Here is a 26,816-nt window from a genome sequence, read left to right on the forward strand (position 1 = left end):
AGAGGAAACTAAAATGATTGAAAAGTTAAGAAATAATGATTGAAAAATAGTAAGTCGAAAAATTATTAATGATCAATTGCAAGAATATTACCATAATAATATTTCCTTTCAACCATCAAAGAAACGATTCCAATTAATTATTCGTTGAATGATGTTTTTAGGACCCTTTTTAGTATTATGGGAATTTTTATTATTATTTTATTTGTCGTAAAAAATATTAAAATAACTTTAATATGAATTCCTATTTTAATGTTTTTAATTGGCCTTGCGCTGATTATCACAGTTTGCTATTATATTGTTAAATGGACACGATTATTAAAATTATCAGATCAGATTATGGATAAAATTGATTTAGTGACAATTTATAATTTAGCATTAGGAGAATATTTTACTTCTGAATTAACATTATTAGGAATTACTAAAATATTTAAACCATTACCAACGCGTTTAATTAATTTTAATAATAACACTAAAATTGATTTTGTGTTTAATTTAACTCATGCTAGTGGAAATATTTCCTTTGGAACAATTACACATAAAGTTTCAACTAAAATTAACAATAAGGTTGATAAAGAAGAATTTTATCGTATCCCAATTTTCACAATTCAACCGTATCATAAATTAACAGGACAATTTATAATGCAACCACGCGGGATAACAACTAAATTTTTTAATCCATTAAATTATATTAATTTACAAGATAATTTATTTGAAGAAAAATTTTTAGTTGGTGGTACATCTGAACGAGCAATTAAAACAATTTTAACGCCACAAGTTCGAAAGAATTTATTTATTTTAGCAGGAAAAGTGCCAACCATTCCAGCAGATGATGTTGCTGATGGGGTTTTAACATTCTTATTTCATTTTTATTTAGTTAAAAGTTGAAATGATAAAACAATGGCATTAACAACAGTAGAATTTTCCGGAAAATTTGATAATATTATTCAAGATATTCTTGCAAAAATTGAAATTGATATTATTTGATTAAAAGAATGTTTTACATGGTTAAATCAATTTGACATTATGATTGTCTAGTAAATAATTTTATAATTACTTATTTTATTTAATAATTACCAGAAGAGAGATGATAATAAATGGGAGAAAAGTTTTTTACAAATCAAAATCAGCAAAAATTATTAGTTGAATTAAATAATGAAATGTGTACTGCTGATGAAGTATGCTTTGTTTTTCCTTTTATTTCAAAGGCAATTATTAATAAAATTGAAGCATCAATTAAACATTGCTGAATGCAAAAAATTTCAATTCGAATTATTACAACAACTTTTGATGATTTAGCAGAATACAATAATTTATTAGAATTGACCCGTTTAGTAACAACTTATGATAATATCCAAGTCAAAGTTGAAGATAATTTAGAAAAACGAAGTGAACGAATTCATATTAAAGCTTCCCTTTTTAAACGATTCCATGGTATTTCAACCGTAATTCTTGGTTCTTCAAATTTAACTTATAAAGGAATGGTTACTGGGCGAGAATGAAATATTAAGTTAACAATAAAAAATAATCCTAATTTAGTTACGGAAATAATTGATGAATTTGAGCATTTATGAAATGAAGTTTTAGTTGATTTTAATGATGAAATCGCACGTAATCATTTATTAGAACGTATTAGTCAAAATCAATCAATGCGAATTGCAACAATGTTTAATCATACTGCAACTGAAATTTTAACCATTCGAAAATACTTATATGATTTTCAAAAAGCAATTGTGGCAAAATTACAGTATCGTCGTCTTTGTAGTAAACAAGCACATTTAGTAATTATGGCAACGGGAACGGGGAAAACTGTTGTTGCTGCGTTTGATTATTTACACCAATTACAAGAAAATAATCATCAACCCTTGAAGTTGTTGTTTTTGGCTCATCAGAAAGAAATTTTAGACCAAGCCTTACAAACTTTTCGCAATGTTTTAATGGATCAAACTTTTGAGAAGTAATGTATGAGGGCAAAGTAATACAGAATCAAACGCATATCTTTGCAACTATTCAAACCATGGCAAGTCGGTTACCACAGTTTGCGACAAATCATTTTGATGTGGTTATTTTTGATGAAGCACACCATATTGCTGCTACAACCTTTGACCAAGTTTTTAATTATTTTCAACCACAACAAGTACTTGGATTAACAGCAACACCAGAACGAGAAGATGGTAAGTCCATTAAAAAATATTTTCTTAATGAATATGCCGAAGAATTACGACTATGAGATGCAGTTAATCAACGTTTATTATGTCCATTTGATTATTATTGTATTGATGATAATACGGCTGATTTAACTGGTGTTGATTTAAATGCTGATAATGAACTTTTTAAAAAGTTAAATACGAATGCTCGAAATGAGTTATTATTAAAAATGATTGATAAATATATTGGCTTATATGCAAAACCAATTGCCTTAATTTTTTGTGTTACAACTGAACATGCTAAATTGGTAGCAACATTTTTACGAACAAACCATTTACGAGCAGATTACTTAACATCTGAAAATCGTAACCACCGCGCGCGGATTTTACATGAATTTAAAACAGGGCGAATTAATTATTTATGTGTTGTTAATATGTTTAATGAAGGAATTGATGTACCAGAAATTAATACTATTATTTTATTACGACCAACAAATTCAAAAACAGTTTATTTACAACAGCTTGGGCGAGGGCTTCGTAAAACAGAATTAAAAAGTCGCTTAGAAGTTTATGATTTAATTAGTAATATTGATAGCAAATATGATATTACTGTTGGGATTAAAAACTTATATGATCCGAAATTAACATCAATAATGGGACTGTTAGCTAATGAAGGACTGCCTTATAATTGTACAATTACCTTAGAACAACGCTCACAAAAAATTATTTTAAATAACTTACGAAAATGATATGATAATCGAGCTCGAATTAAAACCCATATTCGTGAATATTATCAAAAATATCAAGAGGCAGGATTAAAACATTTACTATCTGATTATGATTTATCCTTATACCAATTTTATAATTATGTTAATGATTTTTATGTTAAAATTGGCCGAAATATTACGCATTATCATCAAAATGACAATAATACTAATCGTAATAAAAATATTTTAAAACAATTTTTATTTTTAGATAGTTATCCAATTATTAATTATTTTATTTTACGTTTAAGTCAAACTATTACTGCTGATGCAATTAACCTTGAATATGATAATTTATTAATAACATCATTATTATATGAAGTAACAAGTATGAATGTTTTTACGCAATTATTTCCAAATTATTTAACGATTCCTGATTTAGTAACTTATTTTATTGACCAGCATCAAGTGATTGTGGCTGAATTATTGTTACTTTTACAATATAAATTAGAACATGAAACATTAAAAATGTATTCTAGTGCAGCAACACCATTATTACCCGGGACAACTTATACTGTAAAACAAGTCTTATCCGTAATTGGCCGAACTAATTTTTTATTATCACGAGGTGAATTACGAATTATTGCTTTTCAAGCAGGATATCTAACATTTGATCAAACAAAACAAGTTATTTTGGCGGATGAAGATGGTACTGGTTATGGAAAATTAACCAAATATTTACCTGATCAAAAGATATTTTATTGGTCAATTCCAGAAGTGATGACAATGGCTAATAAATTAGTGCGAGATATGCAAAATAGTGCAATAACCAAATACTTATTTTTACAAAATAAAATTAATTTAAAATGACCAAATTTAGGATTAAAATTATATTTTTTTGTTGGCTTTGGCAAGTATGACACAATGTTAACAGACAATTATTTTACTGCAAAATTTTTTGTTCAACTTGAAGAAGAATAGATGATATTAAAATGTATTTATAATTGTAAGTAAAAAAGATTAATCCATTTCACCAGTTAAGCAAAAATGTATTATAATTAAAGAATAGTATTATTTTATTAAAGAAGCCTATAGTAAAATGGAAAGTTTTAATCTTGAATACATTCGGAGTTTAGCGAGATTAGCAATATTTAATAATGCCGAACAGTTATACCAAACAAAAAAAACATTATTAAAAATTGATGAACAGAAAAGTTCAAGCGATGAAAAAGAATTAATGCTTTATTGCCAAGTAGCGTCAAAACATAGTGGGGATTATTATGATGTTAATGTTGTTTTTACTTTAAGCAATAATTTAACTTTTTTAACACGGCAAAATTGTAGTTGTATTGACTATAATTTTCAACATCAAATTTGTCAGCATATTATTGCGGTTTTACTTTTTTGTATTTTATTAATCAAACAATAATTTAGTTACTTGACGGTTATTTTTTACAGCGACTGATCAACTATTAACAACATTTATTAATAAAAATAAACAAAATTATAGTTTAAAAGAACGAATTATTACTTGTCAATGTAATTTAATTATTGATTCTACTTTGCAACAACCACCAGCAGTACAACTAAAGTTAGGATATGAAGGTGAGCAGTTGTTTGATATTAAAAATATTTATCATTTTTTGAGTTTTTTAACCAAACCTGCCCTTGATCCAGATTATTTAAAAGGTTATGAAATTTCACAAAAATTTACTTTTTATCCTAATAAAAGTACTTTTGCACCATTTGCTGAAAAAGTAATTATGTTTTTACAACAAGAATTTATTAATGTTAATAGTTTTTTACAAACACAAAAAATGGATTTTTATGGGGTATCAATTACGAAAAGTTTTAGGTTTTCAGCATTTCAAACAGAACGATTTTTAAAACACATTAAAGGGGAAACAATTAAACTAATAATTGATGGCGAAGAATATTCTGATGTTAAAATTAGTGTTGATCAATATCAACCAGCCTTATCTATTCAACAAGAAGATAATGTTATTCAAATTATTAATAAAAAAGAAAATCCAATTATTTTAACAGCAACGCAACAAAGTCTCTTTGATACTAAACAAATTTTTTTATTAAACGATAAAGATACTTTTTTATTAGGACCAATTTATCAAACAATGGCATTAACAAAACACAACAAAATTTTCTTTAATCCACAGCAAACTAATGATGTTATTAAAGAAATTGTTTCCTTATTAGATTATCCAGATAATGCAGTTCAAATTGACCCTATAATTTTAAATTCATTAGAAAAAACACCATTAGTTATTGAAAGTTATTTTGATTTTAAAAACAAAGAAATTATGTTACGACCTCTTTTTCGCTATGGAAAAATAACATTTGATTTACTAAATAAATCCAATAATGACAATAAAATTGTTTTACGAAATGTTTATCATGAGCAAGAATATTTAACATTTTGTAAACAAATTGGTTTTGTTCAAAAAGGGAATTATTTTGTCTTAAATGAATTGGAACATGTTTTAAAATTATTATCAAAAGATATTTTAACATTAGAAACGCTTTCACAAATTTTTTATACTGATAATTTTAAAAATGTACGTTTAATTGATTTTAAAGTAACAAGTACTACAATTAATGTTAATCAAAAAAATGACTGGTTAGAATTTGATTTTAAACTTTCAAAACTTAATTATTCAGATTTAGGGGAAATTTTAAATGCAATTAATCGTAACCAGAAATATTATCAGGTAACAAATGGTAGCATTATTGATTTGCAAGAACAAACATTACAAAAATTTGCAACTTTAATTAATCAGTTTAATTTTAAACAAGAACAATTTATGCAAGGAAAATTACAAGTTCCAAAATATCATGCTTTAACAGTGTATAATAACTTAACTTTATGAGCTGAGTTTAATTGCTGTTTTAATGTTGATTTTGTGAATTTAATTACAAAAATTAAGCATTTAGAAGAAAATGAATTTAGTGTTCCAGCATCATTAGCATCTATGATGTGTGATTTTCAAAAAAGGTTATTTTTGATAAAAAACCTTAGCTTCGTTAGGGTTTGGCGGCATTTTAGCAGATGAAATGGGATTAGGAAAAACATTACAAACAATTAGCTTTATTTTAAAGGAATATGAATTAAATCGAGAAATGGCACCGGTTTTAATTATTGTTCCAGCAGCATTAATCTATAATTAAAAAAAGGAAATTGATCGGTTTGCACCAATGTTACAAACATTAGTTATTGCTGGTGAACGAAAAACACGGGAAATGTTATTTACCAAAATTAAGCATGGGCAAGTGGTTATTACCTCTTATCCATTATTACGCCGTGATATTCATTATTATCAACAAATTTTTTTAATATTGTTTTTTAGATGAAGCACAACATATTAAAAACCCACAATCAATTAATGCAAAAGTGGTGAATACTTTAAAAACAGGGATTCGGTTTGCCTTAACAGGAACGCCAATTGAAAATAATTTAACTGAATTATGGTCAATTTTTAATTTTATTTTACCTGGCTTTTTATTACAACATCAACAATTTCAAAAGCGATATGAAATTCCAATTGTTCGTGAACAAAACGAAGCAGTTAAAAAAGAATTATTACAAAAAATTGCACCATTTATTTTGCGACGTTTAAAACAAGGGGTAATGAGTGAATTACCACCAAAAATTGAAAATAAAATTTTAGTGGAAATGACAACACGATAAAAAAATTTATGCTGCATATGCTAATGCTGCTCGAGAAGAAATTAATAAAATTTTAACAGCTGGACAATATCAGCAAAATCGTTTAAAAATTTTTACTACCTTAACTAAGTTACGGCAAATTTGTTGTGACCCAAGTATTTTGGATAAAAAATATCAAAATGAAAGTGTTAAATTAGATGCATTACGTGATATTTTTGGTGATCTTGCTGGTAGTAGTCATAAAATATTAATTTTTTCACAATTTACTACTGTTTTAAAACGAATTAAAGCAATTGTTGAAGAAATCGGTTTACAATACTTTTATTTAGATAAGAAAACTCGTTCGGAAAGTCGTGTGCTAATGACACAAAAGTTTAATGAGGATACAACAGAACAGTTAATGTTTTTTTAATTTCTTTAAAAGCTGGTGGGGTTGGTTTAAATTTAACAGCAGCGGATGTTGTTATCCATTTTGATCCATGATGAAATCCTTCCGTAGAAAACCAAGCAACAGATCGTGCTCATCGTTTTGGACAGCAGAATACTGTTCAAGTAATTAAGTTAATTGCAAAAGGAACTATTGAAGAAAAAATTTTAACAATTCAAGATAATAAACAAGCTGTAATTGATGCTGTTTTAAATAATAATTCAGAAAATGCTAATTTTACAAAATTCTCAGAAGCAGAATTACGAAATATTCTTGAGTTATAAAAATAAAGGAAATAACAAAAAAGTATAATAATTTTTAAAAATATTTTTACATAGCAAAAAAGTTGTTAAAAGCACGAAGGTGCTTTTTTTTTATTCAATATAATGATAAGTATTTTATTGAAGGAAGGTGACATATTAATGAAAAAGTTATTAACGCTTTTTAGTGCTTTTGTGTTAGGTAGTGGTAGTGTGTTTGCGGTGGCTAGTTGTAGAACACGGCCAAAGCACAATATTGATGATGAAGAAGTAAATGATAATAAAGATATTGAAATTTTAAATCAGATCAAAGTCAAAGTACGCCAAACGTTGACAGCATTGTGGGATACAAAGACAACAATTGATATTAATGATTACTCGGATCAAGAAAAACTTAGAAATAGGACACATTGGTGGAATTTTTACTCCCATTTTTTTAATAAGAGAACATCAGATTTACAAGGTACGCTTAAAGGTGCCGACGTTGTGAGCAACAATCTAAAGTATAAAGTTAATTATACTAAGAATGAAAAATCTTTGACTATAAAATTATTACATAAAGGTTGAGTCTACTCATATAATGATATTAGTTTAAGTTACTTCACCTTTATGAATAATGAATTTAACTTTTACTATAGTTTTTTTATCAATGTAATGTGAAAAGATATTAATGTTGATAATAATAAATATTCTTTTTTACAAATAATAGAGTTTCAAGTTATTTAAATATTTAAACTAATTATTTATAGTCTAATCATTACCTTTTTAGAGGTTTTAAAATAATGGCAATTTACAAAAAGGATGTTATCCTATTCTTTGCTTTTTTTAAGATAACAAATAAAGAATATTTGAAAATGTGATATAATAATAAGTGTTTTACAACATAATAGAATATGATTGGACTATAGGAAGTATAAACAATGCAAAATGATATGCGCGCTATATATGATGAAATGTGTGATACTTGTAAAAAAACCTTTAAAAAAATTATTTTAGCAATTCGTAGTGACTGAACAAAAGATGTTAATAATTTACTTCTTTTTGTTTGTAAAATTAATCCAACATTTACTCTTAAAGATGATGCAGGAATAATGCCAATTGCATTAATTGTAAGGATAATAAGTATACCTTTTTTGAAAAACTAATTTTTTAGATGTCTCGGGCAATCCAAAAGTTCCTGTTGTTAACCAAACAATTCAATTATCAAAAGAAACAATTGACAAAATTCTAACTCATCGTCGTTCGTTGCCAATTAAGTCTAAACCACCGATTGAAAAAGTTCCTGTAGTTCAAGAAAAGAAAGTTGAAACATTAAAACCAATTCCTGAAGCAACAACTAAATTAGAATTAGAGGCGGCAAGTAAAATTGAAATGCCAGATATAATGATAAAAAAAAGGATAATAATGATATTAAAGAAAAACCTATTGATTTGCCAACTGAATTAGTGATACCATCACCTTCAATTGACGGTGAAGCAATTGCTTTGGCAAAAAAATGGAACCCGATTCTATGACATCAATGCGTAAAATTTTACATACTATTAACCGAAAAATGCAATTCAAAATTTGAAGTTTAGTTGTTATTTTAGTAATATCACTTGTTGGTTTTGGCATTGGTGGATGACAATTATGACAACACTTTGCAAACACTGCAAATAATGAAAATAGTGGTGGAGGTGTTAGTGAACGAACTAATATTACTTTATTAGGTGGTAATTTAAGTAAACAAGTTATTGAAATTGAAGATTCAAATAATTGGATGGATTTATACGGTGCTTTATTAACCTTAGAAATTGGTTCCAAAAATGATGGGAAATTAGAGCCACAACACTTTTAGTAGTGAACGTTTTCACGAAGATAAAACAGTCTATGCAGCTAAAATTATTATTAATGCAGATAAGGGCAACTAATTTTTATGGTATTACTAATATTGCAATCCAAGCTAAGTCAAAACGAATTAATATTATTAATTTGGGTACAAATTTAGCATATACTCCTGCTGATATTTCAAGTGATATACCTAAAGATATTTTATCAGCTATAATAGCAAATTCAGAAATTTCAAATAAGTTATCACCAGAATCATTAGCGTTGTTACAAACGGCGCAAAAAGATGAAAATTTATTTCTATTAGGAATAAATTTTTCTATTTCTGGTGGTATACATTCAATTTGTAAATTATTAAGATTAAGATTATTAAATTGAATTGATGAATAAGCATTTAAAAATTGCGATAAAGTAGTAATTGTTGAGTCAATTTTTTTAAATCAATTTCAATTTCATAATAGACTTCGTAAAATTTATTGTTAAATAAATTATAAAAATTATTTAATCTAATTATTGAAATAGTATTAGTACATTGCACTGGTGCTGTAATTCTTGTTTTTAATGGTTTAATTGTTTTAGCATCTAATATATTTACAGTATAAGGTAAATAAGTAAATGGGTCTGGTGGTAAAACTGCTTTTGGATAAAAGAAAGTTGTATCTTCTGATAAGTCATAGTCTAAGGCACTTGTTTTAATAATACTATTTCATGCTTGTACATTTCCATTTGGTTTAATAAATTTAGCCATTGTTTGTCATTCACCTTGAAAGTTTTGAAATGCAGTAATATTATCATTTAAAGTAAATGGATTTTCACTATAAGTTGTAATCTTAAAATTAGTTTTACCAATAGTTTGTAAATTAATTAAATCAATAACATAACTTTCTAATGTTCCATCAGCAGTAGGATTAAAATCTAATTTATTATCTAAATTAGTTAATGCGGTATCTTTATCTAATGCTTCAAAATCTTGTGAAAGAATTACAATTTCATCAGTTCCACCATTAACATTAATTCTATTTTGCCCTAAATCAATAGTTGAATAAACTTTGGTACCTAAATTTTGACCAGTTGAAGAATAATAATGGGTTCTAATTTTATCTGTTAGTTTTAACATACAACCAAATGTTAATGAATTACTTCCTAATAAACCACCAACTTGGTCTTCTGTTTCATAACGAAACATATCATATGGAATATTACCTTTTCCTTTTGATGTATTACTTCATAAACTATTTTGAATAATTTCATAACTTAAATAATCAATAAAAGCATTTAGTTGTGCTATTTTGGAATTAATTTAGTATTTTTTTGACTCATTAATTTAACTGGTAAACCTAAATCAAAAAAATGAAATTATTTTACCTACAATAGGCAAGTTATTAATACTAAATTTAGTAAATTCATTAATATCTCATGGTAATAATGAAATTGATGAATGTGTATAACGATTAGCATTTAAAATATCATGAAATGATGATGATTTTAAAGATGAATAATCAAATGAAGCAACACCAAATGGAACCTTTTTATATTCTGGGTCTTGATAAATAAATTTACGAATTTGTCTAGTATCATATACACCTGATGGTTTAAATTGTAATCCACTATCTCAAAAAGGTATTTTATTTGGATTTGTTTTTCTAGTAGCTTCTAAATTACTTCCTAATACTCCCTCAGCATTTTTCTTTGCTAATGGGTCTGCTAAATTATTAAAAACATTAGTTCATTCACCATATGTTGTTTGATTAACTGGTATTAATCCTTGTAGATTATATAAAACATTAGCAGGGTTTGAATTTGTTAATAAAGTATCAGGCATTCCACTTAATTCATCAGAAAATAATAAATCTCGTGGCTGATATACTCTTGTATTAATTTGTCCTGCTTTTACAGGGCGACCAATAATTGTTAAAGATGTAAATGCTGTTAAACCTAATACTTTTAAATCAATTCATTTAACACCAATATCTTTTGCTAATTCAGGATTATAATCAACAACACCATTAATAATTCTTGGGAAAAAATATCCTTCTCCAATTGCTCCATGTTGTATTTTTTGTCATATTGCCATCCCAGATTTAGATAATTGGTCATTAACACTACTAAATGTAATTTCTTGAAATAAAAACTTTTTATTATCAAATGGGTCATAGTAGTCTGTAATATTAGAAATATATAATCATTAAATAGATTGATTATATTCGTAAGTATTAATAGTTTCTCCACCAATATTTTAATTATTACTATTTAAAACAATATATAAATTTAACTCATCATTTTGATTAAATTGTTTTTCAGTAGATAATAAAGTATATTGTCTTTGAGTTGATATGCCTTGAAATACTGGGTCAGGGTGTACCTTGCAATGAAAAATATGCTCCAGTAGTTGAATTTTGTAAATATGCTTCATACATATCACCACGATTAGTAGGATAATTCATTGGATTAATAATTTTAGTATAAAAATTATCAGCATCTTTAAAATTATTTTCTTTTGTTCCTTTATTAACTTGTTTTAATTTAAATGCATTTCTTCATTGAGCAATAATAGTTGCATTACCAGTAATTGCTAATGTAAAATCTGAATAATCTTTGGGAATACTATTAATTGGTTTATATCCACTTGTAGTCATTGGAATAACTCCGTTTGTAATAACAAAAGGAAAGATAAATCATTTATCTAATTCTTGTATTTTTCTTTTAATAACTTTTGAATCAGTAGAGGCCATTCTCATTGCTGTATGTAATACTTGGTTATTAATTTGTATTGCTTCTTTTGAATTATTTTTGTTTAAATTCATCTTTTATGCCTCCTGTATCATTGCTTTCGTTTTGTTCATCTTCATTTTCTAAATCAAATTTAGAATTAGTTTCTAATTGTTCTTTATCGATTTTTTCAACCTCTTTTATAGCAAATGTCATAGGAATACTATCAACAGTATGAATATATTTAGTACGAGACATAGTTGCATTTTCTAATCTTGTGTTATTAATATCTACTAAACGCATTTGGTCAATAATTCCTGCTTGTTTAAATTTTAATGAGTAGGGGCGTTCACTTTTATCTCAATTGTTATTTTCAACTTTTCAATATTTATGAAATATTCATCAACAATCAAATAAACGATATAAATAATCTAATAAGAACTCTTGTCATACTGCTTGCGATTCAATATCTTCTGCTTGCATAATTAATGTTTGATTTTGATTAGTATAAGTTCCTTGTTCATCTGCTTGTCATGATAAACCAATACCACGAAATACAATTTTTAAAATATGGTCAGTATCTAGATTATAATCACTAGAATTATATTGTCCTTGCGTATAATTAACAGTTGCATTACCACTTTTTTCATCATAATTATTATTTACATTTTGAATAACAAAATCACTTTCATAATCATCTCAGGTTTTTTTATCTTTTACATTACTAATTTCAGCAGCAGTTGCTTGAATATATCCTCTTGCTCTTGAAAATCTTCTTGTTTTCTTTCTAATAAATAAATTATCTTGTAAATCTTTAATTAATCACATAGTAGGATAAATATCTGGATAAGAATTTAACATAGTTGAAGATGCTTGACCTTGTTGATCAACACGAATAAAGTTAGGAATTTGTATTAATGGAAAACGACCTAATTTATTAATATATGTTCTTTTTTCAATTTACTGCTCCTGCTTGGGTATTTTCATCATTAGGATATGAATCAATTTGAATATATTTATCATTAATAATTACATGAAATATATAACCAGTATCATCTTAATTAGGTAATATTCAAATATCTGCTGCTTGTTCTTCTTTATTAATTTTAGATACAAAATTAGTAAATAAAGCAGTACCTAACATAATATCTAAATCACCATCGCGTGTTTCATATATAAACATAACAGCAACACCTAATAATGATTTAGATCATGACATTTTAATTAATTTTTCATAAACTTTTCTTTTATGATATCAATTTTGTCAATGTATTAATGCTTGTTCATTTTCACTATCACATAATAATCCACGACCAATTTCCATTCTTACTTTTCTTTGAGCAACAATTAATGGAACATTTAATTTTCAATTACGATTATTAAATTCTAATCATCTATTAATATTTTTATTCATTTTCATTTACTCCTAATCTAGCAAGATGACAAATTAATAACTTACTTTCTTTTTCTACTTTATCCATTTTTAAGACTCTATATTCATTTTTATACTTATAAACAAAAATATTATTTTTAGGAACATTTTTTTATATTTTCCAATAATCTTATCTAAATCAATTAAATATATATACATTTTAAATATACTCCCTTATTAATTTGTTATTTGATGATTGAACAATATCTCTAATATATTCAATAGCACCAATAAATGCATTAACATGGTCAGCAACTAATCACACACTTTTATCAACTTCTTCAAATCTTAATAATTTACCATACCGATATTTTTTTTCACTATTAAGAACATCAATAAATGCTCTACCACCAGCACCATAATCAACATTAATAGTTAAACCACATTCAATAAAGATAGTACTATTTTTTAAACTAGATAAATAAAATTGAATAATATCATTTGCCTGTTCAAAAGCATCTTTATATTCCATTGTTGCATTTGAATGAGTATATTTACCTATTTTATGTACTTTTTAAAAAGTTGAATTATATACCCATAAACTAGCACTTGTTTTATGACCATTAGGACTATCTGCTTGTGCATAATCAACACCAGCCAGTAAATTTGTCAAAACTTCATGTTAATTTAGTAAATTTAAGATATCTAGCAAATACAGCACCTTTTAATTGTCCAGGCAATCCTCAACTTCATACTCTTGATCTAATTGGGTCTAATTTTTCTAACTCTAATTGATTACGAATTACATCATCATCTAAATAAGTATTAAGTCTTCAACTAGAATAATGAATAATAACTGTTTTAGTAAATTTCTTATTCTTTTCATAATAATTAATTTTAAACTTTCCAACTTGATCATATTTTAATCGCATTAATTGTTCATCAAATGGCATTATTTCATTACAATATTTAATAATATATCTTCCTAATGATTCAGGGTTAGATGATTTAATAACAAACTTTCTTTTAGCACCACGAACAGCAAAGGTTAATTCACTAATATCTTCTTTTGTTAACTGGTCTGCTTCTTCTCTTCATTCAATAGCAAATTCATATTTACCTAAATCAGCAAAGGCTTTTAACTTTTCTCTTTTAGTAGCAGAATGTAGTCCTTTACAAATAATATAAGTACCATTATCTAATGTAAAAGAATGTTCTGATAAATTAATTTTATAATTAATATTCATAGCTTTTATCACCTCTTTTATTTTTGGTAAATCAACATTATCAAAATTAACAACAATATTTGCATTATTTATATTTGTATCCTTAACATATTTTTCAACATATATTTTCTTACCCCCGCCATATTGGTCATTTAATAAAATTAATTCCAATTCTATTTCTAATTTATTTATCATATCCTTAATAAAATCAGCACTTTTTGTATCAACTTTATCTTCTCAATCATTAAATGGTAGTCTTAAATAGTATAAATATGCTCTTTTATTACTCAATTTGTCCGCTTTTTGCCGCAAAAACTCCTTAGTTTTACCCGAAATAGTCTTAAAAGTTGCCATTTTTTACTCCTTTTTGCATATTAAAATTGCTATTATTTAATGAATATGATTAAATAAATGAGGAATAAAACATGAAAATATAACAAAAGAACCAACTCGGTTCTTTTTTTACTATTTATATTTTACATCAAAATTAAAAAAAGTAAATTACTTTACTTTTTATTTTTAATATAAACAGTTTTTAAGAGACAGAATTTAACTACTGTTTATTGTGTACATTATATTCCTATAAAAATATTTGTCAATATAATAATTTGAATTTTTTAATTTAATGTTATAAATTAAATTAAAAGATTGGAGACAGAAAAGGCAATGCAAGATTATATACATGTAAAATTTGATGAACGAAATTTATTCAAGGATTTATTTTTATCTGATAGTTGTAAAAAGAAAAATGGCACACTTAATTTATCTGAAATATCAAGGCAAACGGGTCGTGCAGTTAATACTATTAAAAGAGAAATTAATAGATTTACAAATATAAAAGATTATACACCAGTTGAAGCACAAAAAGATTATAAGAAAAAACGAAAAAAATCTATTAAAAAACTGTCTGAATTTACAAAAGAACAAAAAGAATGATTAAATATAAGATTTAATAAATATCATGATACACCATCACAAATTATTAGAAAGTTTAAAAAAAGTTTGGTGTTAAATTTCCAGCATGTAAAAAAACTTTATATAAATGAATTTATTTAAATTTATTAGGATTAAATAAACAAAATTTACGCCATCATGGTAAAAAATACAAAAGAAAAGGAAGATCTGATAATCGTGGAAAATTAGATGAAAGATTTAAATCAATATGAGATATTGAAAATAAAGAATCTGATGTTGGTTGATTTGAAATGGATACGGTAGTTGGTAAAGACCGTCAATCTTCTGTTTTAGTTTTGGCAGAGAAATCAAGTAAAAAATACTTTGCTATGAAATTAGAAAAAAATAATTCAAGTGAAGTTTTAGAAAAACTTGAACATATAGTTAGAATTAATGGTTTAGTTGGAAAAATTAAAGGAATAATAACTGATCAAGGTAAAGAATTTAGTAAGTTTGAGGAAATGGAAAAGATTACTGGTTCTAATATTTATTTTTGTGACCCTGGTAAACCACAACAAAAACCATTAATTGAGTATATGAATGGTGAGTTTAGACATTGATTTAAAAAGGGAACAGATTTTAATCCTATTAGTCAACAAAAAATAGATTGAGTAGTTGATGTTATGAATGAAAAATAAAGGCCTTGTTTAAATTGAAGAACATCTAGGGAAGTATTTTTAGATAATTTTAGCTAGGTTTATTTACAAAATTTAATAAATTATTTTTCAGTGTGCCTAAATATGCTTAAAATAGACTAAAATTACAAATATTTTATTTTTTTTTTTGAAAAAATAGTTGCATTTCTTTAAAAGAGTGTTATTTTCAAAACAACAAGAGGCAGAATTTGCTGCTTGAATTTACACAGTGCAAAAAAAATACTTTAATGCCCATTAAAATATTTTTAAAGATTACTTTCTTTATTTTTGTTACATAATTACACTTAAAACTTATGCTGGTTAATTAACCTTGTTGCTATTTCTTCAATTGTTTTTTTCGTAATTTACGATTAGTAGTCATATTAGGAGGTAGCGTAATATTTAATTTTTGTAATAGAAAATCAAATGAAAATTCAACTTCACTAATTTTAGCAATTTTAATTTGTTTTTTTAATGCATATTGAGTGACATAATATAAATGTAATGGTGAATTTAAAACAAAATTTAACGAATTATTTGCTCGATCATATCAGTTTGGTACTCGGTTTGAATTAAAATAACGAATCATTGCTTGGGGATTATTAGTCACTAGATAATAACTATTTTTAATATTAAAGGCAGCTAATTGCCCCGTATAAATTTGTGTTCCATCCATTACCATTGTAAATTCATCAATATAGTCTTTAATTTCATCTAGTAAATGGGATGAAAAAAAGACAGTTTTACCGCGAAGTGTTAATTGTTTTAAGTAAAAAATAATTTTTTTTCGATTATTAATATCTAATCCCGCTTCTGGTTCATCTAAAATTAAAATTTCAGGATCATGAATAATACCTTGAATAATCATTACTCTTTTTTTCATTCCTGATGAAAATGAATTAACATCTTTATCACGGTGTTCTCAAATTTCTAATGATTTCATTAAATATTCAATGCGGTCACGAAGATATTTCCCTCGTAAACCATTTGTTTTTCCTAAATATTTTAAAAAATTATAAGAACTAATATTTTCAGGAAAAGTAACAAACTCAGGAACATAACCAATCATTTTTTTCATACTAATTTTTGTTGCTTTTTTACCAAAAATTGTAATATCACCATGAAAGCCCTTTAAACCACCAATTAAAGATTTAATGAAAACTGTTTTTCCACTTCCAGAAGCACCTAAAATGGCATGTAATTTTCCACGACTAACATTAAAATTAAATGGACCAACAATACTATTTTTAAACTTTTTGCTAAAATTACGCGAAGCAATTGCCACATCGCCAAGTACTAATGCATTATTGTTCATGTTTTAACATCTCCTTTCCCCTGCCTTAAGTAATATTTTTGCGACGTAAAATTAAATAAGCATTAATTAAAAATAAACCAGATATTCCTAAATAAACATATAACAATAAATTAATATTTAAAAATGGTGGTACATCAAGGTCAACTTTTTTATTTTGTTGTAATGCTATTGGGAAATCTTGATAACTCATTAAATAATTGTTTTGAACACTAAAATCAATATTACTTCGTTGCAATGGTTCAAATCAAAATGGAACATATGATAAAGAACTTGTTCAAATTTGATTTCAATGTTCAATAATATTAATTTTAGAAATTAATTCATAAGTTTGCATTAAATCATCATATTTTTGTCATTCGGTATTTATTTTAATTGGTACACCTTCAAATAATTTATAATCCATTATTTTTTTTAAAATATTAATTTCAATTTCTCTTAAAACATAAAGTGTTTTAATTTCAAAACCATCTTCAATTATATCTTCAGCTCCAAAATAATTAAGAATTCAATCTTGAAACTCAGTACCATTATCATATTCTGAATCAACTGGTAATATCCCAGTTCGAGCAAATTCAGAACGAAAAACATTTACTGGATTAAATCCATTTGGCTCAGATAACTTTCGTTTTTCTGTTCCTACTTTACTATCAGATGATGATAAACTATAATAGGATTTATCTAAATCAAAGTAAAATAATGAATTTCCATTTAAATCATTTGTTCTAAGATACAAGTCTCACGATTTTGCACTTCTTCCAATAAAGTTAATAGCGTCAAGTAATTCTTGATGAATTTCATTATTTGAATCTAATTCTCCTGGTGATTTGAAAAAGAAATTTGTCGCAAAGTTTACTTTTATTTGAAGATTACTTCCGCCAACTTTATTAAAAATTTCAAAAATGGTTTCATCCTTATTATCATATTTATATTTTGTTATTTTATCTCACTTATTAAGTTGGCTAATTGTATAACTATCTTCTTTTGGTTTTGTTAAACCTAATGATTGATAAAATTCTAATCGTTTAATTCGCAAATTAGGATTACTTGTAATATTTTCATAGTCTCGCGTTTTAAAAACTTTATCTAAATCATCATAATCTCACGAATTATAAAAATTTCAAATTTTGCTAGTTAAATTATCATATTTAATTAATTTTTTTTCTAAATTTCTTTTAAAATTAATTGTACTTTTAATAATATGCACAGGATAAGGCTGCTTAGTCATATTAGTGTCAACAAATGATAAATCAATTGTATTAGCTAAACTCATAATTAACGAATATGGCATCCCACCAACTAAAAATAAACTACAGAAAATAACAACAATTAATAAAACTACTTGTGAATTTAAAAAAGTTACCGCAAATAAAATACCACTTGATGCAAAAAAAGATAATGATAAAGAATATAAAAATAATTTCAATAATAAATTTTGATAAACTTGTAAATACTCTGGATCATTATTAATTAAATAACCAATATAACCAATTCCTAAAGCAAATAAAATAATTGTTCCTAAGAAAAAGATAATCAAAATTCAAAGTGAAATTAATTTTAAGAAAAATAAAGTAAATCGAGAATATGGTTTGGAAATTAAAAGTAAATATGTCCCATCTTCAAATTCTCGACCAAAAATTTTAATAATAACTAACAACACAAACAATAATAATAAAATATTATTAAAAATAAACACTCCGTATTGAAAATTTTTTAAAAAATCATAAATATTTGTTGAAGATAAAAAAAGAGTAATCGCAATTGCACCAAATAAAACAAGTGACAACAACACTAAAACTCAAACTGCCATTGAACGGCGGATTTTAAAAATTGAAAATGATATTATTGAATATCATGAATTTGATTTACCTTTTTTAAGCATTTTATTCTCCATCTATTTTCTTAAATTACTCAATTTATGTCTTTTAATTTTATAGCAAGGTATTTATACAATATGTATTTTATCATTTTTTAATTTGTTTTACTAGTATAACTAATTTTTAAATTATATTTAAAATTACCTTGTAAGTGAAATTGATCAAACACTTGTTCATGAACATATGGCATAATATTAATAATTTTTTCATTATTTTTTAAATCAACAAATTTTCAACTAATTTTTAAGTGTTTGACATCACCGTTTTGATAAATATTTGTAACTTCAAGTTTTGGTAGATATTGTTTATTTAGTACCGATGCTAAATTATTTTTTTGGGCTTGAGAAATTTCAATTCTTGTCCCTAATGCTGGTAAATAAGCTTGTCATGCATCAATAGTAAAGACCATTGAGTTATCATATAATTTTAAAAGAGAATTAAAATGTTTTGTAAAATCTGTTCTCTCATATTTCCCCACTATACCACCGTTTAAATCAACAACACCATTGATATTAATAACACCAGAAGCAACTACTGGTTTGACCTTAACACCAAGATGTAAAACTGCTTGCCCAGTATATCCTTTAATATTTACTGCATCTAATTGCAGCAGAATAATATATTTAACATTATCATTTATCATTTCTGGTTCTTGCAGTAATGTAATTTTTAGTTTGTTATTTTCTAATAATGTTTGTAATGGGTCGGAAACCTCTGATAATTTTAATAATTCTGGTTTAATTAAAGCAATATCTAATGCCTGTACTTCAATTAAATTCAGTGGATTTTTAGTAAAATCATAACTATATAGTATTCTGATTTATGACAAGCAGTAATTGTTCCACCTTTGTTATCAGGGTTAATTTCTAAATATAAATCATTTAATAAAGCACTTAGTCGATTTAACTGGCTAACAAAATTAACACTAATAAACATCATCATTACTTGCAAAATAGTTACTTTTGGTAATTTACCTAAATTTGTTGTTAACTTCATTTGTCCTAAATCCTCTTTTACTATTGGAGGTTCAGGCGGGGCAACAGAAAAAGACACTTTAACTGAACCATAATAATCTGTTCTTGGGTTATTATCTTCTGACCAATGGTCTTTTCCTGAAATTAAAGTTGCTTCAGTTTGATTAGGTTCAATCATAATTTTATCAACTTTATCAATTTGTCGGTTTCATATTTCTGATGTTTGTGGTCCAATAAAATACTCACCAAACTTATCTAATTCTGAAATAAGTTGCATATTGTTAAAAATAGTGGCAATTAAAATTGTTTTTGGTCGTGCATCAGTAATTTGTCCTAAATCAATACTTTTTACTTTATCAGCTAAATGGTTTGAAGTTGTTACTGTTTTATTAATTTTTATTGTATTTAAATTTGTTCCATCACTAAAGTTCAATTCATATTGACCATTACGATACAAATCAATTTTATCAATTGGTTTTGATTGATTATTAAATTTATAATTTTTTATTAACTGATCAAAGTTTCATTTTGTTCCTTGAAACAATTGCGCTAATTGCTGAAATAATTCAGGAATAGTTTGTTTATTATTTTGTGGATCAATTGTTTTTAAATCAACTCCAACAAAACCAGTTACTTCAACTGGCAAAACTGGTGGATCAACTGGAATATTATTTCAATTATCATTTTTAGTACAACTAACTACAGACATTACTGGTCCTGAAACTAGAATTCCAACAGCAATAGTTGCTAATAATTTTTTCATTTTAATTCCTCCTTAATCCGCATTCATAATTGCAATCAATGGAATCATGACATTCATAAACAGTGGTAAAACTATTCCAATTCGAATTAATATCATATTAGAAATAATTAAGAATAATCATCCAAAGCCAAAACCGGCAATTGTCATTATTACAATAATAGGAATATACATTCCAATAACTAATTTTGTGATATAACGATTTCGATATCCTAATACTTTCATTGTTGCAATAATTGTTTGGTTTTCTGCAATAACAATATTACTTGTTAAAATAATAATCATAAAACTTAATACAAACGAAATTCCAATAATAAAGAAGATAATCCCATTAACTGCTTTTGAAATATTTCCTAAAATTGATTGTGCTTCAGCAATTGGCATTAAACTATCAAAAGTACTATTTGCATATGGTGGATAAGAAATTTCACTTCTAATACCACCATTTAAACCATAAAAACTATAGTCACCAAATAATTGACTTGTTCCTAGTCCTGTTTCAATATCATCAATTTTAGCACTATTAGAAATTTTATAATTAAAAATCGGATATTCATTTTCAAAGACAGCAATTCAATTAACTGCACTTTGATGTACGCTTCAATATTCAACAAACTTATTTCATAAGTTATTAACAGGCGTACTTGAATGATCTTTAATAAATTTTTCTAACAAGTTTAAATTCTCTTTTCTTGATGGTGTTAATTCAGGATTCTTCCTGATAAATGAATTCATTCATTCATTTAAAAACAATTGTAATAAATAATTCCGTGTTTTATCATATCCTAGTAATTGTTGTGCCCTATCTTCATTAATTCAAGCTCGTGGTGAACCATATTGATTAGTAATACCAACAACTGTAAAAGTTTGATTGTTCATTTGATTACTTACTCGATAACTTCCATCAACAATTTTATCGTTTAAAATTGATGGTTTTGTAAAATTTGGGTCAAGTGCATCAATTTTACTTTCTAAAACATATTCATTATTTTCATCTATAACCTTATTTTTATATTTATTATCACCATTAAACATTAATTTACCAACTTGCCCTTGTGCTTGAGCATCATCACCTGTTACATCACTTCCATCTCAACCTTGTAAAATTTGATTAGAAGTAACACCTTGATTACCATCAACTAATGCTTTGCTAATCAAATACGGACTAATTTGATTTTCAACTGTAACATTTAAGCGTTTAGCTAATGATTCATTTAAAACAATATTATTACTTGCTGTAAATAATTTTTCATTTAAATTCGCACCATTTTTATTAGTTAATGCTTGGTTTTTAAATGTACGATTAATTCCGTAAATCTTAAACTCAATACTATTTAATTCAGCATTAATCATTGTTCCCCGATCATCTGTTAATGGAATAAACGGAATTACTCCGAAGGTTAAATTAAAATTACCATTGTTTTGATTAAATGCTTCTTGCATTTTTAACCGAACAGTTTGCGGAGAACGTGAATATACTCCTTGAAAAAAACATTGATTAACATTTTCTACAAAGTAAGCATAAATTCAATTATATAAATCATACATTGGTTTTTAAAAACGTGTATTAAACTCATTTCCTGTTGCTGAATTTAAAACATCATAAAACGATACAGACAATGGTTGTTTTAATGCTGAACGAAAATGATTATTAGCTAATGTAATCGTTGGATTTCCTTCTCCAAAATCTCGTTTATAATCACTTTGGGTAAAAATATTGTTTCTTAAATTATCATTTAAATTTAAATTCCCTCGTGAATCAAAATAATCTGTACGTTTAATGTTTAAACCAACAGTTTCCCGATATTTTCAATAAAATAATCGAGATTTTTCTAAAATATCAATATGTTCGCGAGCTGTTTCTGTTTAAAAAGATTTAGAGCAAAATCATTGTAATCACCTCATAAATTGCTTTGGATAAACCCGGATCACTTGAAGTTAATTTATTACTTTGCAAAAATTCTTTTGAAATATTACGATATAACAATGACCGCATATCATCTGCTTGATAAGTTGGAGCAAAATTTTCAGAATTAATTTGCCTTGTTTCAAAATCAGTAAGATATTGATTAACATCTCTTGTCATATTTGTCTTAGTTAAAAGACTGTTTATAAAATTATGAATTTTGACATACTAAAAAATACTTTTTAAAGTTATTGCTAATTTTAAAAGGTTTTTTATTTTTTATAAAGATAAAAATTGATTTTGAAATTGATTTAAATTAAATATATTAAATTCAATCTTTTCTTTATTTTTATTAGTTTTATCAACTTTCTCATCATTAATTTGATTATTAAGTCTTAACATAGAAGCAATTAACATATTGATAAATGTTTTCTTTACAATATATTTTTGCGCCACGCCCTTTAACAGCCTTAATATAATGCGATACATCACCCTCAACATGACAACCAATATTATATTCTAATGATTGATTTACAATACCTTCTTCATTACTTTTAATTAATTCAATGGTTTCTAATAAAAATATTTTTTTATTACCATTAACATATGGTAAATGACATATTAAAAAATCTAATAATAATTTATAATTTCCAGTAAAGAAATATATTTTTGCTAATTTATATTTTATTCTATGAATTTTGATTCTATTTCGATTTGGGAATAATTGTTTAAATCTATTTGATAAATAAAATTTATCTAAACCATATGATACAGTGTTATTTTTATATTTTGCTTTTACTGCTCTATAAATTTTTTTAATTTGTTTTTCACCATCACTTAATATTAATATTTTAGTATTTTGATTAATATCATAAGTATCCATTGATTTAAAAATTTTATCAATAAAATTATCAATATTAGATTTATTATTTTTATTCTTATGATTTTTATTCATCATTTGAAAAACGCCTTTTTTCTTTTTCATTTTTATTCTGGTTTTTGTTGACTTTTCTTGATCAACACCAACATGCATAGTCGCAAGAAATATTTTATTTTCAATTTTTTTATTTTCTCGCATTGGTTCAAAAGCTCCGTCAATTTGAATATATAAAACATTATTTGGAATTTTAATTTTATTGTTATTTTTATTACTAATGTAATCGGTTTCTTCTAAATCGGCATTTTTAAAAATATTAGATATTGTTCTTTCACTAATATTTGCATTCTCTGTTGTATGTAAAATATCTTTATATCTTTTTCCATCACCTATAAAAGACATATATTTATTTTTTAAATTTATTTCAATTCTTTCGTATTTTTTTAAACCTAATTCTTCATCTAAAGGATAACAATTTATATTTTCTTTTTTTCTTCATCATATTTAACATATAATCTTCTTTTAATAGGAATATCTCCATATTCTGTTTTAATTGTTTTTGGCAATTTTGATATCACCTTATATCCTTGTAATATTTGTCCTTGTTGATATAATTTAAATATCTCATTATCTCTTTCAATCAAAAAATTTTTAGTTTCATTGTTTGTTTCTATTATTTTATCTTTTTTATAATCTTCTAATAAATTTTGTTTTAATTCCATTTTATAATTTCCTTTCATATAAACAAATTATTTTAAAATATGATACTCAATACTTCACATAATCTTTTCAAAAAAAGGAAGCTATTTAAAAATGCAGGATTTTACCAAAATTAATAACAAAAAACGGATTACTAGTTATAAATATTTAAATAAAAAATATGATTTGAATTTTAGTGACTATAATTTTGGTTTTGATTGAGAAGTATTTAAAGACTTTGTTGGTGATAGTTATGCCCGATATTTTATTTCACCAACTTTTTTTAAGTTTGTTTTAGCGGGGCGTGGTACTAATAAGACATGAAATCACATAGCAGAAAAATTATTTTTTGCTTGTAATTTTACTGATGCTTCATCTAACATTTTACGAAGATATGCCAATACCCATGAAGATACTACATTTGGCGATACAATTAATGTATGTAATTATTTATACAATAAATATGGGATTGATATAGGACCCGACAATGAAAATGGCATTGTTTGACCTAAAAATGTTAAAGAAGGTGGCGAAATTGTTTTTCCTAGTGGTGTGAGAATTGCTTTTGCGGGTTATGCTAATGGTAATAAAATTATGGGAAAAGTTGATAAAGGTAGTGGTATTATATCAGCGTGAACAGATGAAATGATACATGCTGAAGAAAAAGAAATTTTAACTGATAAAGAATTAGATAAACGTTATAATAATTTGCGAATTTCCATGTTTAGATCAAAAAGCTTAAAAGTATCTTATGAAAAATATACTGATGAAAATGATAATGAACAATATAATTTAGATAATCCTATTCCAGTAAAAGAATTATCTTGGACATTTCAAGAATGAGACAACATAGCAAAACAATACATAACAGTAATAACATATTTTCATAAAACATATTCTAATCAATTTACTTTTAATCCTTTTGATAAATACCATGTCTTTTATGAAAAATTTGTAACCCCATATTTACCCTTAAATGAAAGAATTAAAAATATTTTAAAAGAACACAATCAAGTATATTCAGAAAACAAACAAGCATTTAATGGTTTGGGTATTTTTAATTTACGATTAACAATGGGTGCTGTTTGAAATAAAATACCTGATATTACTAAAAAACTTGTTTTAACAAACAAACAAGAGCGACCTGATTTATTTGAACTTGAATACTACGGATTTGAATATAACGATAATGACCCCAGTATTTATGTTTTACGAAATTATCGTAAATATATTAAAGAGTATAATTTACAAGATTTTTATAATTCCAATACAAAACAGTATCAATTTGATAGTTATTCAATTGGTGTGGATTATGCTAATGGTAGTAAAGACCACACGGTGTTTTTATTTAGTGGTTATAAAATTAATGAAAATAATGAATATGATAAATATTTAATTGAAGAAAATGTTGTTACACCAAAAAACGCAATGAATTTAAATGAAATAGTTGAACATTACGGACAATGAATAATTAATACATTTGATTTCGTCGTATTTTGCTCCTTGAAATTTACGGTCATAATTATAACGATATGTTAAATAATTCAATAAAACTTTATCTAAACCATTTTTATTTATTAAATCTAAAATATCTTTACCTTGAATATAGTTTTTTGCAATACTTCATGGTAAAAAACTTTCGGTAAATCAATATTGAAATACTCTTAAATTAGGGTTTGTTTCAATTGGCATTGATAATAATGGTACTAAACTAGCATTTTCAATATTTGATGATGAATAAGAATAAACACCATTGATATTGCCTCAACACTTAATATTTCCAAATAACATTGATTTAGGGTATTTAATTTCAATGCCAGTAAATACTGTATCTTCTGGCAATGATTTTTGTAAAGCTAAATGAATACTATTCTGATTTTTTCACTTAAAATCAGTTATTTTAACTAAGTGGGTAGATTTAATAATATCAATGCCATCAGGTGAATAAGGACGCTTATATTCTTCAATAATATAACATTCATTTTTATTGTTTTCAGTAATTGGTTCATTAATAGAAACTATTTTTAAGTCATAGGATTCTAAAAATTCTTTATCTTGTTTTGAAATATTATTGATTAAAATATCTTTTTCATCAATCATTACATAACTTGTGCTATTATCTTGGACTGTGGTGTTTTGTTGAATTTGTAATTTAAAATTAAAATCACTAATTTCATAACCAGTTATTTTAATATATTCATCTTTGTCAATAAAACCTATTTTAACGCTATTTTGAGAATAGTTTAAGGTTGGTTTTTGTTTTGTCTTAACAAAATTATTAATTTTATAAATATATAAGGTTCTTGCACGGGCTTCTGTAAATAATTGTTCTAAATCAGGGTCGCTGTACTGCGATTGACTAGCAAAATCTAACGGAATACTATCAATTGAATAGTCAATTGGTTCATCATTTTCTGCTAATTGTGCTAACATTTTTTCAGATGGTTTTAACATTATTCTTGTTCTCCTTC

Annotated in this window: 34 protein-coding genes and 1 pseudogene; 18 read left to right on the plus strand and 17 right to left on the minus strand. The window is 25.5% G+C overall.

Annotated elements, in window-relative coordinates; genetic code table 4:
* The 16 genes from AACL22_RS00005 to AACL22_RS00070 all read left to right on the plus strand — a co-directional run.
* Positions 1 to 211, plus strand: a 211-nt coding sequence (locus AACL22_RS00005) for a hypothetical protein (RefSeq protein WP_338988600.1), incomplete at its 5' end; no start/stop codon positions are given.
* Positions 178 to 1,035, plus strand: a complete 858-nt coding sequence (locus AACL22_RS00010) for a hypothetical protein (protein WP_338988601.1) — start codon at positions 178 to 180, stop codon at positions 1,033 to 1,035. The genes AACL22_RS00005 and AACL22_RS00010, both read left to right, overlap by 34 nt.
* Before the next feature lie 59 nt (positions 1,036 to 1,094).
* The gene (locus tag AACL22_RS00015) at positions 1,095 to 1,958 is read left to right on the plus strand and encodes a DEAD/DEAH box helicase family protein (RefSeq protein WP_338988603.1); all 864 of its coding nucleotides are present in this window, start codon (positions 1,095 to 1,097) and stop codon (positions 1,956 to 1,958) included.
* A gap of 56 nt (positions 1,959 to 2,014) precedes the next feature.
* The gene (locus AACL22_RS00020) at positions 2,015 to 3,829 is read left to right on the plus strand and encodes a DEAD/DEAH box helicase (protein WP_338988604.1); all 1,815 of its coding nucleotides are present in this window, start codon (positions 2,015 to 2,017) and stop codon (positions 3,827 to 3,829) included.
* 118 nt (positions 3,830 to 3,947) lie between these two features.
* Entirely contained in the window at positions 3,948 to 4,277 is a 330-nt protein-coding gene (locus AACL22_RS00025; protein ID WP_338988605.1) for an SWIM zinc finger family protein, read from the plus strand.
* A gap of 133 nt (positions 4,278 to 4,410) precedes the next feature.
* Positions 4,411 to 5,949: an SNF2 helicase associated domain-containing protein gene (locus AACL22_RS00030; RefSeq protein WP_338988606.1), complete on the plus strand. Its 1,539-nt coding sequence runs from the start codon at positions 4,411 to 4,413 to the stop codon at positions 5,947 to 5,949.
* Positions 5,918 to 6,031, plus strand: coding sequence for an SNF2-related protein (locus AACL22_RS13700; RefSeq protein ID WP_422397467.1), 114 nt, complete (start codon positions 5,918 to 5,920; stop codon positions 6,029 to 6,031). Before AACL22_RS00030 ends, AACL22_RS13700 begins: the two co-directional genes overlap by 32 nt.
* Positions 6,032 to 6,058: 27 nt before the next feature.
* The gene (locus AACL22_RS00035) at positions 6,059 to 6,229 is read left to right on the plus strand and encodes a hypothetical protein (protein WP_338988607.1); all 171 of its coding nucleotides are present in this window, start codon (positions 6,059 to 6,061) and stop codon (positions 6,227 to 6,229) included.
* Positions 6,230 to 6,257: 28 nt separating this feature from the next.
* A complete protein-coding gene (locus AACL22_RS00040; protein ID WP_338988608.1) occupies positions 6,258 to 6,551 on the plus strand; it encodes an SNF2-related protein in 294 nt (97 codons plus the stop codon).
* 139 nt (positions 6,552 to 6,690) lie between these two features.
* Positions 6,691 to 6,942: a C-terminal helicase domain-containing protein gene (locus AACL22_RS00045; RefSeq protein ID WP_338988609.1), complete on the plus strand. Its 252-nt coding sequence runs from the start codon at positions 6,691 to 6,693 to the stop codon at positions 6,940 to 6,942.
* Between the two features lie 32 nt (positions 6,943 to 6,974).
* Positions 6,975 to 7,241 carry a helicase-related protein gene (locus AACL22_RS13705; protein ID WP_422397495.1) on the plus strand — a complete coding sequence of 89 codons (267 nt, stop codon included), beginning with the start codon at positions 6,975 to 6,977 and terminating at the stop codon, positions 7,239 to 7,241.
* Positions 7,242 to 7,379: 138 nt separating this feature from the next.
* A complete protein-coding gene (locus AACL22_RS00050; protein WP_338988611.1) occupies positions 7,380 to 7,943 on the plus strand; it encodes a hypothetical protein in 564 nt (187 codons plus the stop codon).
* 194 nt (positions 7,944 to 8,137) lie between these two features.
* Complete coding sequence (locus AACL22_RS00055) at positions 8,138 to 8,362, plus strand: hypothetical protein (RefSeq protein ID WP_338988613.1); 225 nt, start codon at positions 8,138 to 8,140, stop codon at positions 8,360 to 8,362.
* A gap of 100 nt (positions 8,363 to 8,462) precedes the next feature.
* Positions 8,463 to 8,663, plus strand: coding sequence for a hypothetical protein (locus AACL22_RS00060; RefSeq protein ID WP_338988615.1), 201 nt, complete (start codon positions 8,463 to 8,465; stop codon positions 8,661 to 8,663).
* A 73-nt stretch (positions 8,664 to 8,736) separates the two neighbouring features.
* Entirely contained in the window at positions 8,737 to 9,054 is a 318-nt protein-coding gene (locus tag AACL22_RS00065; protein ID WP_338988616.1) for a hypothetical protein, read from the plus strand.
* A 53-nt stretch (positions 9,055 to 9,107) separates the two neighbouring features.
* A complete protein-coding gene (locus tag AACL22_RS00070; RefSeq protein ID WP_338988617.1) occupies positions 9,108 to 9,434 on the plus strand; it encodes a hypothetical protein in 327 nt (108 codons plus the stop codon).
* 4 nt (positions 9,435 to 9,438) lie between these two features.
* Here the strand turns inward: AACL22_RS00070 and AACL22_RS00075 are convergent, their stop codons facing one another.
* From AACL22_RS00075 to AACL22_RS00105, 7 genes are all read right to left on the minus strand, one after another.
* Positions 9,439 to 10,230, minus strand: a complete 792-nt coding sequence (locus AACL22_RS00075) for a hypothetical protein (RefSeq protein ID WP_338988618.1) — start codon at positions 10,228 to 10,230, stop codon at positions 9,439 to 9,441.
* A gap of 138 nt (positions 10,231 to 10,368) precedes the next feature.
* The gene (locus AACL22_RS00080) at positions 10,369 to 11,118 is read right to left on the minus strand and encodes a hypothetical protein (protein ID WP_338988620.1); all 750 of its coding nucleotides are present in this window, start codon (positions 11,116 to 11,118) and stop codon (positions 10,369 to 10,371) included.
* A gap of 211 nt (positions 11,119 to 11,329) precedes the next feature.
* A complete protein-coding gene (locus AACL22_RS00085; protein WP_338988622.1) occupies positions 11,330 to 11,848 on the minus strand; it encodes a hypothetical protein in 519 nt (172 codons plus the stop codon).
* Complete coding sequence (locus tag AACL22_RS00090; RefSeq protein WP_338988624.1) at positions 11,829 to 12,581, minus strand: hypothetical protein; 753 nt, start codon at positions 12,579 to 12,581, stop codon at positions 11,829 to 11,831. The genes AACL22_RS00085 and AACL22_RS00090 overlap by 20 nt, the downstream gene beginning before the upstream one ends.
* A 229-nt stretch (positions 12,582 to 12,810) precedes the next feature.
* The gene (locus AACL22_RS00095) at positions 12,811 to 13,167 is read right to left on the minus strand and encodes a hypothetical protein (RefSeq protein WP_338988625.1); all 357 of its coding nucleotides are present in this window, start codon (positions 13,165 to 13,167) and stop codon (positions 12,811 to 12,813) included.
* A 178-nt stretch (positions 13,168 to 13,345) separates the two neighbouring features.
* On the minus strand, positions 13,346 to 13,657 hold the full coding sequence (locus AACL22_RS00100; protein ID WP_338988626.1) for a hypothetical protein: 312 nt from the start codon (positions 13,655 to 13,657) through the stop codon (positions 13,346 to 13,348).
* 97 nt (positions 13,658 to 13,754) lie between these two features.
* The gene (locus AACL22_RS00105) at positions 13,755 to 14,705 is read right to left on the minus strand and encodes a PBSX family phage terminase large subunit (RefSeq protein ID WP_338988627.1); all 951 of its coding nucleotides are present in this window, start codon (positions 14,703 to 14,705) and stop codon (positions 13,755 to 13,757) included.
* Positions 14,706 to 15,017: 312 nt separating this feature from the next.
* On the opposite strand from AACL22_RS00105, the pseudogene AACL22_RS13710 reads away from it, so the two are divergent.
* Positions 15,018 to 15,943: pseudogene (locus AACL22_RS13710) on the plus strand (IS30 family transposase).
* A gap of 334 nt (positions 15,944 to 16,277) precedes the next feature.
* Here the strand turns inward: AACL22_RS13710 and AACL22_RS00120 are convergent.
* From AACL22_RS00120 to AACL22_RS00160, 9 genes are all read right to left on the minus strand, one after another.
* Entirely contained in the window at positions 16,278 to 17,255 is a 978-nt protein-coding gene (locus AACL22_RS00120; protein WP_338988629.1) for an ABC transporter ATP-binding protein, read from the minus strand.
* 25 nt (positions 17,256 to 17,280) lie between these two features.
* A complete protein-coding gene (locus AACL22_RS00125; RefSeq protein ID WP_338988630.1) occupies positions 17,281 to 19,134 on the minus strand; it encodes an ABC transporter permease in 1,854 nt (617 codons plus the stop codon).
* A gap of 89 nt (positions 19,135 to 19,223) precedes the next feature.
* Positions 19,224 to 19,772, minus strand: coding sequence for a hypothetical protein (locus AACL22_RS00130; protein ID WP_338988631.1), 549 nt, complete (start codon positions 19,770 to 19,772; stop codon positions 19,224 to 19,226).
* A 128-nt stretch (positions 19,773 to 19,900) separates the two neighbouring features.
* Positions 19,901 to 20,866: a hypothetical protein gene (locus AACL22_RS00135; protein WP_338988632.1), complete on the minus strand. Its 966-nt coding sequence runs from the start codon at positions 20,864 to 20,866 to the stop codon at positions 19,901 to 19,903.
* Positions 20,867 to 20,878: 12 nt separating this feature from the next.
* Positions 20,879 to 22,411, minus strand: a complete 1,533-nt coding sequence (locus AACL22_RS00140; RefSeq protein WP_338988633.1) for an ABC transporter permease — start codon at positions 22,409 to 22,411, stop codon at positions 20,879 to 20,881.
* Positions 22,412 to 22,739: 328 nt separating this feature from the next.
* A complete protein-coding gene (locus tag AACL22_RS00145) occupies positions 22,740 to 22,949 on the minus strand; it encodes a hypothetical protein (RefSeq protein ID WP_338988634.1) in 210 nt (69 codons plus the stop codon).
* Between the two features lie 99 nt (positions 22,950 to 23,048).
* Positions 23,049 to 23,171, minus strand: coding sequence for a hypothetical protein (locus tag AACL22_RS00150; RefSeq protein WP_338988636.1), 123 nt, complete (start codon positions 23,169 to 23,171; stop codon positions 23,049 to 23,051).
* Positions 23,158 to 24,150 carry an Mbov_0401 family ICE element transposase-like protein gene (locus AACL22_RS00155; RefSeq protein ID WP_338992925.1) on the minus strand — a complete coding sequence of 331 codons (993 nt, stop codon included), beginning with the start codon at positions 24,148 to 24,150 and terminating at the stop codon, positions 23,158 to 23,160. Before AACL22_RS00155 ends, AACL22_RS00150 begins: the two co-directional genes overlap by 14 nt.
* On the minus strand, positions 24,123 to 24,368 hold the full coding sequence (locus tag AACL22_RS00160) for a hypothetical protein (protein WP_338988638.1): 246 nt from the start codon (positions 24,366 to 24,368) through the stop codon (positions 24,123 to 24,125). The genes AACL22_RS00155 and AACL22_RS00160 overlap by 28 nt, the downstream gene beginning before the upstream one ends.
* 91 nt (positions 24,369 to 24,459) lie before the next feature.
* Here AACL22_RS00160 and AACL22_RS00165 point away from each other — a divergent pair, with 91 nt between their 5' ends.
* Positions 24,460 to 25,884 (plus strand): hypothetical protein, encoded by a 1,425-nt coding sequence (locus AACL22_RS00165; protein WP_338988640.1) that lies wholly within the window; start codon positions 24,460 to 24,462, stop codon positions 25,882 to 25,884.
* On the opposite strand, the gene AACL22_RS00170 is transcribed toward AACL22_RS00165, so the two are convergent.
* Positions 25,780 to 26,799, minus strand: coding sequence for a hypothetical protein (locus tag AACL22_RS00170; protein WP_338988642.1), 1,020 nt, complete (start codon positions 26,797 to 26,799; stop codon positions 25,780 to 25,782). The two genes, AACL22_RS00165 and AACL22_RS00170, sit on opposite strands and share 105 nt — an antisense overlap.
* Positions 26,800 to 26,816: the final 17 nt, after the last annotated feature.

The organism is Spiroplasma endosymbiont of Seladonia tumulorum (assembly GCF_964020235.1).
Lineage (GTDB): Bacteria > Bacillota_I > Bacilli_A > Mycoplasmatales > Mycoplasmataceae > Spiroplasma.